At 67.0% G+C, this 15,355-nt stretch carries 8 protein-coding genes; 2 read left to right on the top strand and 6 right to left on the bottom strand.

Annotated elements, in window-relative coordinates:
• Window positions 1–157: 157 nt before the first annotated feature.
• Entirely contained in the window at window positions 158–1,246 is a 1,089-nt protein-coding gene (locus AC1ME3_RS08320; protein WP_480955602.1) for a mannose-1-phosphate guanylyltransferase/mannose-6-phosphate isomerase, read from the top strand.
• Window positions 1,247–1,693: 447 nt separating this feature from the next.
• A complete protein-coding gene (locus tag AC1ME3_RS08315; protein ID WP_480955601.1) occupies window positions 1,694–3,508 on the top strand; it encodes a DUF885 domain-containing protein in 1,815 nt (604 codons plus the stop codon).
• Window positions 3,509–3,970: 462 nt separating this feature from the next.
• Here AC1ME3_RS08315 and AC1ME3_RS08310 read toward each other — a convergent pair whose 3' ends face one another.
• The 6 genes from AC1ME3_RS08310 to nudC form a co-directional block, all read right to left on the bottom strand.
• Complete coding sequence (locus tag AC1ME3_RS08310) at window positions 3,971–6,274, bottom strand: glycoside hydrolase family 3 C-terminal domain-containing protein (protein WP_480955600.1); 2,304 nt, start codon at window positions 6,272–6,274, stop codon at window positions 3,971–3,973.
• Between the two features lie 86 nt (window positions 6,275–6,360).
• Window positions 6,361–9,900, bottom strand: coding sequence for a hydantoinase B/oxoprolinase family protein (locus AC1ME3_RS08305; protein WP_480955599.1), 3,540 nt, complete (start codon window positions 9,898–9,900; stop codon window positions 6,361–6,363).
• A 7-nt stretch (window positions 9,901–9,907) separates the two neighbouring features.
• A complete protein-coding gene (locus AC1ME3_RS08300) occupies window positions 9,908–10,969 on the bottom strand; it encodes a PLP-dependent cysteine synthase family protein (RefSeq protein ID WP_480955598.1) in 1,062 nt (353 codons plus the stop codon).
• Window positions 10,966–13,002 carry a M3 family metallopeptidase gene (locus AC1ME3_RS08295; protein WP_480955597.1) on the bottom strand — a complete coding sequence of 679 codons (2,037 nt, stop codon included), beginning with the start codon at window positions 13,000–13,002 and terminating at the stop codon, window positions 10,966–10,968. The genes AC1ME3_RS08300 and AC1ME3_RS08295 overlap by 4 nt, the downstream gene beginning before the upstream one ends.
• Window positions 13,003–13,012: 10 nt before the next feature.
• A complete protein-coding gene (locus tag AC1ME3_RS08290) occupies window positions 13,013–14,419 on the bottom strand; it encodes an L-serine ammonia-lyase (RefSeq protein WP_480955596.1) in 1,407 nt (468 codons plus the stop codon).
• A 55-nt stretch (window positions 14,420–14,474) separates the two neighbouring features.
• Window positions 14,475–15,353: an NAD(+) diphosphatase gene (gene nudC, locus AC1ME3_RS08285; RefSeq protein ID WP_480955793.1), complete on the bottom strand. Its 879-nt coding sequence runs from the start codon at window positions 15,351–15,353 to the stop codon at window positions 14,475–14,477.
• Window positions 15,354–15,355: the final 2 nt, after the last annotated feature.

Genomic DNA, 15,355 nt, shown 5'->3' with positions numbered 1-15,355 from the left:
CGCTATCCCGACGCACCAGTGTAAACGCTTCCGACACCTGAACGCCACGTTTCGCAGCAAAACACCAAAAAAGCCTGAAGACTGCATGCCAATCCGATCATTCGGCGATTGGCGCGCGAAATTGCCACGTTATAGCTCGGCGCCAGCAGGAGGCTTCATGACCGCACGTAAGATCGTTCCCGTTATTCTTTCCGGCGGTTCGGGCACGCGCCTCTGGCCTATGTCGCGCCCCGAAATGCCCAAGCAGATGCTGGCGCTCACCGCCGACGAGACGATGCTACAGTTGACCGCGGGCCGCGCGTTCGGCGAGCGCTTCGCCGCGCCGATCGTGGTCGCCAATGCGCGTCATGCGGACCTCGTCGAGCAGCAGCTTGCCGAGGCGGGCGCGACCCCGCAGGCGCTGATCCTCGAGCCGATCGGCCGCAACACCGCGCCCGCCATCGCGCTCGCCGCAATTGCCGCGGGTGGCGGCGGCGACGCGCTGCTGGTTATGCCCTCGGATCACGTCATCGGCGACGTTGCCGCGTTCCATGCCGCGATCGAGGCGGCGATGCCGCTCGTCACGCAAGGCTGGCTCGTCACGTTCGGCATCGCACCCGATGCGCCCGAGATTGGCTATGGCTGGATCCAGATCGGCGACGAACTCCAGCCCGGCGTCAACCGCGTCGCGCGGTTCGTCGAGAAGCCCCCGCTCGACAAGGCGCAATCGATGCTGGCGAGCGGCGATCACGCCTGGAACGGTGGGATCTTCCTGTTCCTCGCCGACGCCTATCTCGAGGCGCTCGCACAGTTCGATCCGGGCATCTTGACCGCCACGCAGGAGGCGATGGACAACGCGCGTACCGAAGGGACTCGCATATACCCTGACGCGGTCGCGTTCGCCGCCTCGCCCGACGATTCGATCGATTACGCGGTCATGGAAAAGGCCGACCGGGTCGCGGTCGTGCCGGTCGCGATGGGGTGGAACGACGTCGGCAGCTGGGACGCGCTGCACGCGATCAGCGATACCGACAGCGACGGCAACGCGCACCGCAGCCACGGTGACGGCGATGTGCTCGCGATCGACACGAAGAACTGCTTCGTCCGCAGCGACGGCGTCCGCGTCTCGCTGGTCGGTGTCGAGGACCTGATCGTGGTCGCAAGCGGCAACGACGTACTGATCATGCCACGCGGCCGCAGCCAGGAAGTGAAGAAGCTCATCGAGGCCATGAAAACCGCTATGAAGAACGCCGCGCCGACCAGCTGAGGTCAGGATACAGGATCGGTCCGGCCCGCGCCGGACCGATCGAACTACGGTTTCCTGCGGGTCTTCGGCACCTGCGACAGGCGCGTGAGCAGCGTCGGGATGTCCTCGGTGATCATCGTGTCCGTGGGAGTCTGCCAGGACGAGCGCAATCTTTCGCCGACATCATGCAACCGTGCGCCGGCTTCACGCCTGGATGTCTCGTCTCGCACGTCTACCTCGCCTACGCATACACCCGGCGGCATCCTTCGGGGGGGTAAGGACACCGCCGGGCTCTCGGGTCAAACCGACGATATCCGTGCTTGTTCCGGCAGTTTCCCGCGCTTTCGCCATATGCGCATGTTTCGCGCCGGTTCCGGCCTCAGACGCGTCGAAATTCCAGTTTCCGAAGCGCTGGCGGTCCGCACGGAGATCGGCTTAAATACGCCCACGTTCACGGGAGAATTCGTCATGGATCGTCGCCAGTTCCTCGCATCGGGCGGCATCGCCGCGCTCGCCACGACGCTGCTGCCGTCGTCGGCGTTCGCGCAGTCGAGCGGCGACACCGCGCTCAACGCCGATTTCGAGCGGATCTTCCAGGCGAGCGTCGCGCGGTCGCCCGAACTCGCGACGTCGCTTGGCCTCGACAAGGGACCGCTCGCGCGCCTGAAGGGGCAATTGTCGCCACGCACACCCGACAAGCGCGCGCGCGACGTCGCCGAGACGAAGGCTGCGCTCGCCAGCCTGGCCCGCTACGACGGCGCAGGCCTGTCGCCGGCCGCGAAGCTCAACCTCGAAGTCGTCCGCTATTCACTCAATACGCAGATCGCCGCGCCCGAGAAATTCGGCATGGACAGCCCGATCCGCCCCTATCGGATCTTCCAACAGGGCGGCGCCTATTTCCAGGTGCCCGACTTCCTCAACACCGCGCACACCATCAACGCCACCCCGGATGCCGAGGCGTATCTGTCGCGGCTCGACCAGTTCGGCACGGTGCTGGACCAGGAAAGCGCGATGCAGCAGGCGGAGGCAACCCGCGGCCTGCTCGCGCCCGGCTGGTCGCTCGACCTGACGCTCGGCCAGATGCGGAAACTGCGCAGCCAGCCGGCGGCCACGTCGAGCATCGTCCAGTCGCTCGTGAAGCGTGCCGCCGCCAAAGGCCTGACTGGTGACTGGCAGGCACGCGCCGCGAAGATCGTCGACGCGAAGGTCTATCCCGCGCTCGACCGCCAGATCGCGCTGATCGAGCGACTAAAGCCGACCACCAAGCCCGGCGACGGAATCTGGCGCGTGCCCAATGGCGACGCGATCTATGCGATGGCGCTGAACCAGGCGACCACCACCACGATGAGCCCCGACGAGGTCCACCGCATCGGCCTCGCCCAAGTCGCGGAGATCACCGCGCAACTCGACACGATCCTGAAATCGCAGGGCTTCACGACCGGCACGGTCGGCGAGCGCTTGGCGAAGCTGAACGTGACACCGGACCAACTCTACGCGAACACCGCGGAGGGCCGCACCGAACTGATCGCCGGCCTGAACGACGGCATCAAGGCGATGTACGCCAAGCTACCCCAGGCGTTCTCGGAAGTGCCGACGCAGCCGCTCGAGATCCGCGCGGTCCCGGTCGAGATTCAGGACGGCGCATCGAACGGCTATTACAACCGCGCCTCGCTCGATGGCAGCCGTCCGGCAATCTACTTCGTCAATCTGAAGGACGTTGGCGACTGGCCAAAATACACGCTGCCCTCGCTGACCTATCACGAAGGCGTGCCCGGACATCACCTCCAGATCAGCCTCGCGCAGGAATCGAAGGACATCCCGACGCTTCGGAAGATCGGCTTCTTCTCGGCCTATTCGGAAGGCTGGGCGCTGTACGCGGAGCAGCTCGCAGATGAACTTGGTGCGTATGCGTCGCCGCTGGAGCGCGCCGGCTATCTCCAGTCGTTCCTGTTCCGCGCGACGCGACTCGTGGTCGATACCGGCATCCATGGGAAGCGCTGGAGCCGCGAGAAGGCGACCGACTACATGGTCGCGACGACCGGCTTCGCCAGGCCCCGGACGCAGCGCGAAGTGGAGCGCTACTGCACGCAGGCAGGCCAGGCCTGCAGCTACAAAGTCGGCCACATGGCCTGGACGCGCGCACGGATGAAGGCAAAGGCGGCGCTCGGCGACCGCTTCGACCTGAAGCAGTTCCACGACATCCTAAAGGAAGGCGCGATGCCGCTGACCATCCTGGAACGCCGGGTCGACGAGCGGATCGCGGCGATGAACGCGCGGGGATAGCCGAAGCGCGCTGATCCTCCCCCGCAAGGGGGAGGTGGCGCCGAAGGTGACGGAGGGGGAGGACAGGCAACCCCGGTGATTCTTTACCTCCCCCTCCGTCTGGCAAGCGCCAGCCACCTCCCCCTGGCGGGGGAGGATCAGGTGGATCGATCGGGATCGCTTCCACCCTTCCCTCTCCCAACTAGAGAGGGGGACGAGTACCGTAAGACGTAAGGGGGGCTTCGCTTGGCGACGGACCTTCACCCTATGCCGCTTTCCGGCAGTGCCGCCTCACCCGATCTGCGTTTCGTCAGGCCCCGCCCCACACCGTTCGTGCCGAGTAGAGACCGAGTAGCCCCCTTGGGCGTATCGAGGGCGCGTATCGAGGTACAGGTTCCGCGCGAAAACCCATCCTTCGATACGCCGTATCGATCCGCCCCTACGAAGCTACTCGCCGCCTACTCGGGACGAACGGACGAGCCCTCACTTCCCCCCACGATCCAGCGTCTGCGCCGCAACCCGTACCGTCACCGTCTGCACGACATCCGCCGCCGACGTCGCCAGCATCACCTTGTAGTCGCCGCCAGCGATCTTCCACCCGCCGCTCGCGACATCGAACGTCGCCAACAACCGCGGGTCGATTGTCACAGACACCGCCTGCTCCGCCCCCGGCGCGAGATCGACCTTGCGGAACGCCCCGAGCCGCTTCGGCGCCTCCCAGCCCGCGCCCGACACATAGACCTGCGCAACCGCCTTGCCCTGCACCGCACCGGTGTTCTTCACTGAGAAACCGGCCTTGATCCCCTTGCCCTGAGGCGCGGCGGTCAAACCACCCATCGCGAAGTTCGTATAGGAAAGCCCATAGCCGAACGGAAACAGCGGCTTCGCGCCGGTCTTGTCGAACCACTTATAACCGACCGCCGCGCCCTCGATGTCGTAATTGCCCATCGGATGCGAATCACGGTCGAGCTTCGGGTCACCCTCGAGCTTCGGTCGCGGCAGCTGCGCGAGCGACGCGGGGAAGGTCGCGGGCAGATGCCCCGACGGATTGACCTCGCCGGTCAGCAACCGCGCAATTGCCTCGCCGCCAGCCGTACCCGGGTACCATGCCTCCAGCACCGCGCCGACCTTGCCAAGCCACGGCATCACCACCGGGCCACCGGTTTCGAGCACGACCACCGTCTTCCTGTTCGCCCCCGCCACCGCGTCGATCAGCGCGTTCTGGCCAGCCGGCAGGTTCAGGTCGGGCACGTCGAACGACTCGCCCGTCCACTGCTCGCCGAACACGACGACGACGTCCGCATTCCGCGCCGCCGCGGCCGCCGCCTTGACGTCCTTGCCGTCGAGATACGTCACGGTCGCGCCGGTCCGCGCCTGCAACGCCTTCATCGGCGACGACGCGTGATACGTCTTCGGCCCCGGGAACCCGCTCGGGAATTCGTCCGCCACGATCAGGCCGTTGGTCGGGGCATTGTGCGAATAGACCTGGCTCGAGCCACCGCCCGACAGCACGCCGACATCGGCATGCGCGCCGATCAACAGGATCGACTTGGCCGTCTTGGCGATCGGCAACAGCCCCGCGGTGTTCTTGAGCAGGACGATGCCCTCTTCCGCGTCCGCGCGCGTCACTGCAGCATGGGCGGCGTAATCGATCGTCGTCGCGCGATCGCCCGCCACGACCTTGTCGAACGCGCCGACCGAGACCATTCCCCACAGTACGCGCCGCGCCATATCGGTCGCGCGCGCCTCAGTCACATGCCCATTGTTGACCGCCTCGCGCAGCGCATCCGCAAAATAGGCCGAGCGATCGAACGCCCAGCCCGATTGCTGGTCGAGCCCGGCATTGGCCGCCTCGCTGGTCGAATGCGTCGCGCCCCAGTCGGACATGACATAGCCCTTGAAGCCCCAGTCGCGCTTGAGGACAGTGTTGAGCAGCCAGTCGTTCTCGCACGCATAATGGCCGTTCACGCGGTTGTACGAGCACATTACCGAGCCGGGCTGGCCGACCTCGTTGGCGATCTCGAACGCGAGCAGGTCGGACTGGCGCGCAGCCTGTTCGCCGATCTTGTGATCGATGTTGTTGCGGTTCGTCTCCTGCCCGTTGAACGCGTAGTGCTTCATCGTCGAAACGACGTGCTGCGATTGGATGCCCTTGATCTCGTGGCCAGTGATGACGCCCGCCAGCAACGGATCCTCACCGCCATATTCGAAATTGCGCCCGTTACGCGGTTCGCGCGTCAGGTTCATCCCGCCCGCGAGTTGCACGTTGAAGCCCGACAGGAACGCCTCCCGGCCGATCATCGCGCCGCCGGCCTGCGCCAGTTCGGGATTCCAGGTCGCCGCGGTAGCGATCCCGGAGGGCAGCGAGGTGCGCAGGCGCGGCGTCGGCCCGCGCTGGCTGGCGACACCGACGCCGGCATCGGTCTGCCACTGGTTCGGGATGCCAAGCCGCGGAATGCCGGGCACGATCCCGGCGGACGCGAGCAGGCCGTCCTTCGGATAGACCCAGTTCTTGACCGGCGTCTTCAGCCAGTCGGCATTGGTCGCAAAGTAGCCGAAGGTGAGCTGCAGCTTCTCGTCGAGCGTCATCTCCTTGAGGAGCAGATCGACGCGCGCATCGGCCCCCAGCGCAGTGTTCATCCAGGGCCGCGCCTTGGGAGCCTCGGTCCGCGCCGCCGCCGCACCGGGTGCGTTGTTAGTCGTCTGCGCCACGGCGGGCGTTGCGATCGCCAGCACCGATCCCGCGAGCAAACGGACGAACAGGGCGCGGGAACGAAATGCGGTCATGGGCTCTCTTTCACGGTAATCTTGTGCGGACCGTGTGTGACGCGTCCGTCCCGTCGCCGCAACCGGTCGTCGTATCGTGCGGCGGATCAAATGGGTCCGAAACCACCGCCACCGGGTGTTTCGATCACGAACACGTCGCCCGGCCGCATATCGACCTTGGCGGTGGAGCCAAGGTGCTCGACGTGGCCGTCAGCTCGCTCGACGGTGGCAGAACCCGGCCCACCGTCTTTGCCGCCCGCCATCCCGAACGGGGCGACGCGACGGCGGTTGGCGAGGATGCAGGCAGTCATGTCCTTGAGAAACCGGACGCGACGCGTCGCACCGTCGCCGCCGTGGTGCGCGCCTGCCCCGCCCGAGCCGCGGCGGATCGAGAATTCTTCCAGCAGCACGGGGAAGCGCGTCTCGAAGATCTCGGGGTCGGTCAGCCGGCTGTTGGTCATGTGCGTCTGGATCACCGATGCGCCGTCGAAACCGGGACCCGCGCCTGCGCCGCCGGCGATCGTTTCGTAATATTGGTGCGTGTCGTTGCCGAAGGTGAAGTTGTTCATCGTACCCTGGCTCGCCGCCATCGCGGCGAGCGCACCGAACAGCGCGTCGGTGACGACCTGGCTCGTCTCGACGTTGCCGGCAACGACCGCAGCCGGGTAGCGTGGGTTGAGCATCGAGCCTTCGGGCACGCGGATCGTCACGCCCCGCAGGCAGCCGTCGTTGAGCGGCACCGCCTCGTCGATCAGCGCCCGAACGACGTAGAGAACCGCCGCGCGGACGATCGAGACGGGGGCGTTGAAGTTGGTCGGGCGCTGGTCGCTGGTGCCGGCGAAGTCGACCTCCATCGTCGTCGCCTCACGATCGACGCGGACCGCCACGCGGACCACTGCGCCATCGTCCATCTCATAGGCGAACGCGCCGTCGTCGAGCGTCGCGATCAGGCGGCGGACGGCGGCGTCGGCGTTGGCCTGGACGTGCTCCATGTAAGCCGCGACGACATCGGTGCCGTATTCGTCAGCAAGGCGTGTCAGCCCGGTCCCGCCGCGCGTACAGGCGGCCAACTGCGCGGCAAGATCGGCGATGTTCTGGTCGATGTTGCGTGCAGGATAAGGCCCGCTCGCAAACACCGCGCGCATCTCCGCTTCGAGGAACCGCCCTTCGTCGACCACCAGTACGTCGTCGAGCAGCACGCCCTCTTCCTCGACCGAGCGGCTCTCGGGCGGCATTGATCCGGGCGTGATACCGCCGACGTCTGCGTGATGCCCGCGGGCCGCTAAAAAGAAAGCGGGCGCATCGCCGTCATCCGCGAAAACCGGCATGATGACGGTGATGTCGGGCAAATGCGTGCCGCCACGATACGGCGCGTTGAGTGCGTAGGCGTCGCCGCGGCGGATACCGCGGCCGCCTGCGTTATTCCCTCGCGCGTCGATGATTGTGCGGATGCTTTCGCCCATCGAGCCGAGATGGACCGGGATGTGCGGCGCGTTGGCGACGAGGTTGCCGTGCGCGTCGAACAGCGCGCAGCTGAAGTCGAGCCGCTCGCGGATGTTGACCGACGCGGCGGATCGCTGGAGCGCGGCGCCCATCTCCTCGGCGATGCTCATGAACAGACCGGCGAAGATCGCCAGCCGGACCGGATCGGACTCGGTGCCGATGCTCGCGCCGATACGGGGTGCGATGCGGTCGAGGATCAGATTGCCGATCGGATCGACGCGCGCGCGCCAGCCGGACTCGACGATGGTGGTCGAGACGCTGTCGAGGATCAGCGCGGGGCCGTCGATGGCGTGACCGGCGGGCAGGCCTTCGCGCGCCAAGACGGGCGTGTCGTGCCATGCGCCCGCCATGTAGACGGGGGCGACGGACAGGGGCGCGGCTGGCTCTTCGGGGAAGGCGACCAGTGCGGCATCAAGCGGCGGACTCTCGGCGATCGCCTCGGCGACGATCCGGTCGGCAATCAGCGGTGCTTCGCTGGCGAACCCGAACTGCGCGATGTGGGCGGCGTCGAACGCAGCGATCATCGCTGCCGGGTCGTCGAGATCGAGTTCGATCGTGTGGTCGGTCTGGCCTCGGCGCAGATGCACGCGGCGTTCGATCCGAACGTCGTCCGCCGTGACACCCTGCGCTACCAGCGCATCGCGTGCCGCCTCAGCCAACGCGTCCAACGCCTGCGTGATCGTGGCATACTCCACAAACGACGCACCCGACGTAGCCTCGCGAAGGACCCGGCGATCGGCCAGTCCCATGCCGTATGCCGACAGCACGCCGGCCAGCGGGTGGATCATCACCCGGTCCATCGCCAGCGCGTCGGCGACGAGGCACGCATGCTGCCCCCCGGCCCCGCCGAAGCAGGCGAGCGTATAGCGCGTCACGTCATGCCCACGCGCGACGGATATCGTCCGGATCGCATTCGCCATGTTGGCCACCGCGACCGCGACGAACCCCTCCGCTGCGACCTGCGGATCGAGCGGCAGCTCCGCAAACCGAGCGGCCACCGCCTCCGCATCAAGCGGCTGGTCGCCCGCCGGTCCGAACAGCGCCGGGAAGAACTCTGGCCGCACTTTCCCCAGCATCACATTGCAGTCGGTCACGGTCAGCGGCCCGCCGCGGCGGTAACACGCCGGCCCCGGCACCGCGCCCGCGCTCTCGGGGCCGACCATCAGCCGCTCGCCGTCGAACCGACAGATCGAACCGCCGCCCGCCGCCACCGTGTGTATCCGCAGCATAGGCGCGCGGATGCGGGCGCCGGCGATCAGCGTCTCGGTATCGCGCTCATTGGTGCCGGCGTAGTGCGACACGTCGGTCGAGGTGCCGCCCATGTCGAAGCCAATGACGTGCTCGAACCCGGCCTCGCGCGCAGTCGCGGCCATGCCGACGATGCCGCCCGCCGGCCCCGACAGGATCGCGTCCTTGCCGCGAAAGCCTGCGCCGTCGACCAGTCCGCCCGACGACTGCATGAACAATGCGCCCTGCCCCAACGCGTTGCTCAAGCCTGCGACATAGCGATCGACGACCGGCGATAGATACGCATCGACGACGGTCGTATCGCCGCGCCCGATCAGCTTGATCAACGGCGCGACGCGGTGGCTGACCGAGATTTGGGTGAAGCCGATCTCGGCCGCGATTGCCGCGAGCGCTTCCTCGTGCGCGGTGAAGCGGTAGCCGTGCATGAGAACAATCGCGATGGCGCGGAGACCGGTATCGAATGCGGCTTGCAATCCTGCACGGGCCGCGTCGACGTCGAGCGGACGCAGCACGTCGCCCTCCGCCCCGACCCGTTCGTCGATCTCCACGACATGCGCGAACAGCGGCGGTGGGCGGTTCACGTCGCGCGCGAAGATGTCGGACCGTTCCTGGTGACCGATCAGCAGCGCATCGCCGAACCCGCGGGTGATAGCGAGACACGTCGGTTCGCCCTTGCGCTCGAGCAGCGCGTTGGTCGCGACTGTCGTGCCGATCCGCAGTTCGAGCGGGACGTCCGCCCCGTCAGTCAGCCGCCGAATCGCCTCGACCGCGGCGTCATCATAGCGTTCGGGATCTTCCGACAGCAGCTTGGCGGTGACGATCCGCCCGTCCGGTTGCCGCGCGACGACGTCGGTGAACGTGCCGCCGCGGTCGATCCAGAACTGCCATGTGGTCATCGGTTACTCAGCCCAGAAATTGCGTCATCCGCGCCGCGGGATCGGTCCACGCGACGCCGCGATCGTCGAGCCATGAATCGTCGTAATAGGTGCAGCCATAGCGATCGCCGCCATCGCACAACAGCGTGACGATGCTGCCCGTCTCGCCCGCCGCCGCCATCTCCTCAACGATCTGCGCGCACGCCCAGAGGTTGGTCCCGGTCGATCCGCCGACGCGCCGGCCGAGCCGATCGGACAGCGCACGCATCGCGCCGATACTGTCGGCATCCTCGACCGCGATCATCCGGTCGATGACGCTCGGCACGAAACTCGGCTCGACGCGCGGCCGCCCGATCCCCTCGATCCGCGACGCACACCCTTCGGGCAACGCGACCACCGAGCGATCCTCAAAATGCCGATGGAAGACCGAGTGCACCGGGTCCGCGACGCACAATCTGGTGTCGTGGCGGCAATAGCGGATGAAGCGCCCGATCGTCGCCGACGTGCCCCCCGTCCCTGCGCCGCAGACGATCCAGGACGGGCACGGATGCTCCTCCTCGGCCATCTGCGCGAAGATGCTCTCGGCAATATTGTTGTTGCCGCGCCAGTCGGTCGCGCGCTCGGCATAGGTGAACTGGTCGAGATAATGCCCGCCGGTTTCGGCCGCGAGCCGGTGCGAGACCGCGTAGACGGTGCGCGGATCGTCGACCATGTGGATCTCGCCGCCGTGGAAGCGGATCGCGTCGAGCTTCGGCTTGGCGGTGGTCGCCGGCACTACGGCAATGAACCGCAGCCCCAGCATTTTCGCGAAATACGCCTCCGACACCGCGGTCGACCCCGACGAGGATTCGATCACCGTCGTCTCCGGCCCGATCCATTCGTTGCACAGCGCGTACAGGAACAGCGACCGCGCGAGCCGGTGCTTGAGGCTGCCGGTTGGGTGCGAGCTCTCGTCCTTCAGATACAGCACGATGCCCGGATACCGCGGCAAATCCACCCGAATCAGATGCGTGTCGGCGGACCGGTTATAGTCCGCCTCGATCCGCCGCACCGCCTCCGACAACCAGCGCCGGTCGACGCGCTTCGTCACCCTTGCAGCCCGTGACGGACCAGCATCGCGGTCGGCTCGGGGTCACGCCCGCGGAATGCACGGAAGCTGTCCGCCGCGGGCCGCGTGGCCCCGCGCGCAAGCACTTCCTCGCGGAACCGGTCGCCGGTCTTGCGATCGACTAGCCCGGCTTCCGCGAACGCCTCGAAGCCATCGGCCGCCAGCAATTCGGCATAGAGATAGCTGTAGTACCCCGACGCGTAGCCGCCCGCGAAAATGTGGCTGAACGCGTGTGGGAAGCGGTGCCATGCGGGCGGGCGGATCACCGCCACCTCGTCGCGCACCGCCTCGATCACTTCAATCGGATCGCTGCCCATCGTGCCGAGATGCAGCAGCAGGTCGAACAGCGCGAACTCTACCTGGCGCAGGATGAACATCCCCGCCTGGAAATGCCGCGCCTTCACCATCCGCTCGAACAGGTCGGCGGGCAGCGTCTCGCCGGTCTTGTAGTGGCCGGACATGCCGGTCAGCACGTCCTTGTCCCAGGCGAAATCCTCCATCAGCTGGCTCGGCAGCTCGATCGCGTCCCACTCGAAGCCATTGGTGCCGGCGATGCTCGGCCGGTTCACCTTGGTGAAGAGCAGGTGGATGCAGTGGCCGGTCTCGTGCAGCAGCGTCGTCACGTCGTTGTGCGACAGCAAAGACGGCGTCTCGCCCCCATCCGGCGCGAAATTGCAGACAAGATACGCGACCGGCACCGTCACCGTATTGCCGTCGTGCAGCCGAGGCCGCGCCTGCGCCATCCACGCGCCACCACGCTTGCCGGTACGCGCGTGGAGATCGAGATAGAGACCGGCAAACACCGTCCCACTCTCGTCCACCACGTCGAAGAACCGCGCATCGTCATGATACAGCGACACGTCGTCGCGCTCGACGAGCTTAATGCCGAACAGCCGCTGCATCAGCGTCTGCCAGCCTTCCATCACGCGCTCGACCGGGAAATACGTCTTCACAACCTGCGCATCGACCGCATAGCGATCCTGCCGCAACCGGTTCGACACGAAACCCGCATCCCACGGCTCGAAATCGGCGATCCCGAGCTGCTCGGCGGCGAAAGTCTTCAGTTCGGCGAGATCACGCTCAGCCGCCGGCTTCGCCCGCCGCGCCAGATCGCGCAGGAACGCTATCACCTCGGCGCCGTTCGGAGCCATCTTGGTCTCCAGCGACCACGCGACCGGATCGGTGAACCCGAGCAACGTGGCGCCCTCGTGCCGCAGTTCGAGGATCCGCGCGATCCGCGCGCTGTTGTCGAACTCGCCTGCGTTCGGCCCCTGGTCCGACGCGCGCGTCGCGAACGCGCGGTACACGCGCGCGCGCAGCTCACGATTTTCGGCAAAGGTCAGCACCGCATTCACGCTCGGCTGTTGCAACGTGACGAGCCAACCTTCCAGCCCCTTCGCCTTGGCGGCATCCGCGAACATCGCCCTGTCCGCATCCGAAATCCCGGCAAGGTCCGCCTCGTCCGTCACCAGCTCCGACCACGCATCGGTCGCATCCAGCACCGCGCTGCCGAACTCGTTCGACAACCCCGACAGTTCGACCGAAATCTCGCTGAACCGGTCGCGCGCCTCGGGCTCCAGCGCCACGCCCGACAGCGTGAAGTCGCGGATCGCCTGCTCGACCGCAACCCGGTCCTCGACGGCCAAGTCGGCAAACTCGGACGACACGCTCAGCGCCACGAACACCTCGTAAAGGTCGCGGTTCTGACCGACCTTCATGTCGTTCTCGACGAGCCGCTTCTGCCCCTCCGAATATGCCGCGCGCAGCTCTGGCGTGTCCGCGACGCCGTGCAGATGCGACACCGCCGACCAGATCGCGCCGATCTCGGTATTCGCGCGCTCGTACGGCAGCCACGCGCCCGCGAAATCGGTCGGCCGCGTGGTCGTCAGCGCCTCGACCATTGCCTCATGCCGCGCGATCGCCTCGTCGAGCGCAGGCGCGATCTGGTCGGGCGCCAGTTCGGCGAAACGGGGCAGCGACAGCGTATCGAGAAGCGGGTTCGTCGGGGCAGTCATGGGAAATCCTTCAGCATTCGACGACGTTGACGGCCAGGCCACCAAGCGACGTCTCCTTATATTGCGAGCGCATGTCCTCACCGGTCTGGCGCATCGTCTCGATCACCGCATCGAGGCTGACGATATGGCGACCGTCCCCCCGCAGCGCCAGATACGCGGCGTTGATCGCCTTGATCGCGCCCATCGTGTTGCGCTCGATGCATGGGATCTGGACCAGCCCGCCGATCGGATCGCAGGTGAGGCCGAGATTGTGCTCCATGCCGATCTCGGCCGCATTCTCGATCTGTTCGTTGGTCCCGCCGAGCGCCGCGACCAGCGCCCCCGCCGCCATCGAGCACGCAACGCCGACCTCGCCCTGGCATCCCATTTCCGCCGCCGAGATCGACGCGCGCTTCTTGTAGAGAAACCCGATCGCCGCCGCGGTCAGCAGGAAGTCGTGCGCGCCCTTCGGCGTCGGGTCCTTTGTAAAGGTCTCGTAGAAGCGCAGCACCGCGGGCAGCACGCCCGCTGCGCCATTGGTCGGCGCGGTCACGACGCGGCCACCCGCGGCATTCTCCTCGTTCACGGCCAGCGCATACAGGCTGACCCATTCGAACACCGCGGACGGATCCGCCGCGGTATCGCGCGCCTGCAACCCCTCGAACAACGCCTTCGCCCGACGCGGCACCTTCAGCCCACCCGGCAGGATACCGCCCTGCCGACACCCGCGATCGATCGACGCGAACATCGCGTCACGGACGGCATCGAGGAACGCATCGGTCTCGCTCTCAGGCCGCCAGGCGATCTCGTTCTCGCGGACGATGTCGGCGATCGTCATCCCCGTCGCGTCCCCGGTCGCGAGCAGTTCCGCCCCCGACGAGAACGGGCGCGGTAACAGGATGTTCGCCTTCACCGGCCCCGACCCCGCCTCGACGATCGCCCCGCCGCCGATCGAGAAATAGGTCCGCTCGACGCTGCGCCCGTCGCCGAACGAGGCAGTGAAGGTCACCGCGTTCGGATGCCCCGGCAGGAAGGTCTTCGAATGAAACAGGAGGTGCTGGCTCTCCTCGAACCCGATCTCCACCCGCTCGGCCAGCATCAGCCGCCCGCTCGACCGGATCGCCGCCAGCCGCACCGGGATCAGGTCCGGATCGATCGTCTCCGGCTGCGCACCGCTCAGGCCCAGCATCACCGCACTGTCGGTCGCATGCCCGCGCCCGGTCAGCGCCAGCGATCCATACAGATCGACGCGCACCGCCACCGGCTTCTCGTCAGCGACCAGATCGGCGAACAGCCACGCAGCACGCATCGGCCCGACGGTATGCGAGCTCGACGGTCCGATCCCGATCGTGAACAGGTCGAGGATGCTGATCGCCTGGTGGCAATCGGGGCGAGCGCGAGTCTGCTCGTCCGGGCGATCAAAGGTCAGCGGGGTCATGCATCGCCGTTACGAGACTATACCCCGCGCCGTCCATCCGAAGCTGACGCAGCGCCTATTCCCCCGCCCATTCCTTGAGCAGCGTGTAAGCGATCGCATAGGGCGGCGGCGCGACGAACGGCCCCTCCTCCCCACGCAACACCGCGCGCACCATTTCGCGCGGCACCCACATCGCATCCTCGAGTTCGTTCACGTCGAGCGTGATCGCATCGTCCTCGGCCTCCGCGACGCACGCCATCATCAACGAAGACGGAAACGGCCAAGGCTGGCTCGCGACATAGCGCACCTTGCCAACCCGAACGCCCGACTCCTCGAGGATCTCACGCGCGACCGCCTCCTCGATCGATTCGGCCGGCTCGACGAAACCAGCGAGTGCGGAATACCGCCCCGCCGGCCACCCCTTGCCGCGCCCGAGCAGCGCACGCCCGTCATGCTCGGCGATCATGATCACCACCGGATCGACCCGCGGGAAATGCTCGGTCCCGCAGTTCGGACATTTGCGCGCCCACCCGGCCCGGAACATCTCGGTCGGGGAGCCGCACTTCGCGCAGAAGCCATGCCGGACGTGCCAGTCGATAACACTGCGAGCCCCCGCATACGTCGCCGCCTCACCGGGCGCGAGCGCGGCCAGCACCGCCATCAGCGCGGGCGAGCGCATCGCCGGCGCGTTGTCGACGCGCATGCCCGCCAGCAGCGCCGTGAAATGCGGCCGCCCGGTCTCGTCGAGCCCGAGCAGGATCGGCTCGGCATCGTCCGGCATGTCCGCCATCGACGTCCAGGCCAGATGCCCGTCGTCGGTCGTGCCCGGCAGCAACCCATCGAGCACCAGCAACCGCGCACGCCAATCGCCCTGCGCCGCCGCCAGCCCTTCCGGATCGTGGCGCAACGCATCCGACCGGTCGAGCGTCCCACCGGTGAACCCAGGTGCGTCCATCA

Source organism: Sphingomonas sp. BL2 (assembly GCF_056680015.1).
This window is presented reverse-complemented; position numbering and strand designations above follow the sequence as displayed.

What these genes read in the sequence shown, in the direction of transcription:
- AC1ME3_RS08310 (WP_480955600.1), bottom strand. Translation starts at nt 6,274, where the DNA reads ATGACCGCATTTCGTTCCCGCGCCCTGTTCGTCCGTTTGCTCGCGGGA.
- AC1ME3_RS08315 (WP_480955601.1), top strand. Translation starts at nt 1,694, where the DNA reads ATGGATCGTCGCCAGTTCCTCGCATCGGGCGGCATCGCCGCGCTCGCC.
- AC1ME3_RS08290 (WP_480955596.1), bottom strand. Translation starts at nt 14,419, where the DNA reads ATGACCCCGCTGACCTTTGATCGCCCGGACGAGCAGACTCGCGCTCGC.
- AC1ME3_RS08320 (WP_480955602.1), top strand. Translation starts at nt 158, where the DNA reads ATGACCGCACGTAAGATCGTTCCCGTTATTCTTTCCGGCGGTTCGGGC.
- AC1ME3_RS08305 (WP_480955599.1), bottom strand. Translation starts at nt 9,900, where the DNA reads ATGACCACATGGCAGTTCTGGATCGACCGCGGCGGCACGTTCACCGAC.
- AC1ME3_RS08295 (WP_480955597.1), bottom strand. Translation starts at nt 13,002, where the DNA reads ATGACTGCCCCGACGAACCCGCTTCTCGATACGCTGTCGCTGCCCCGT.
- nudC (WP_480955793.1), bottom strand. Translation starts at nt 15,353, where the DNA reads ATGGACGCACCTGGGTTCACCGGTGGGACGCTCGACCGGTCGGATGCG.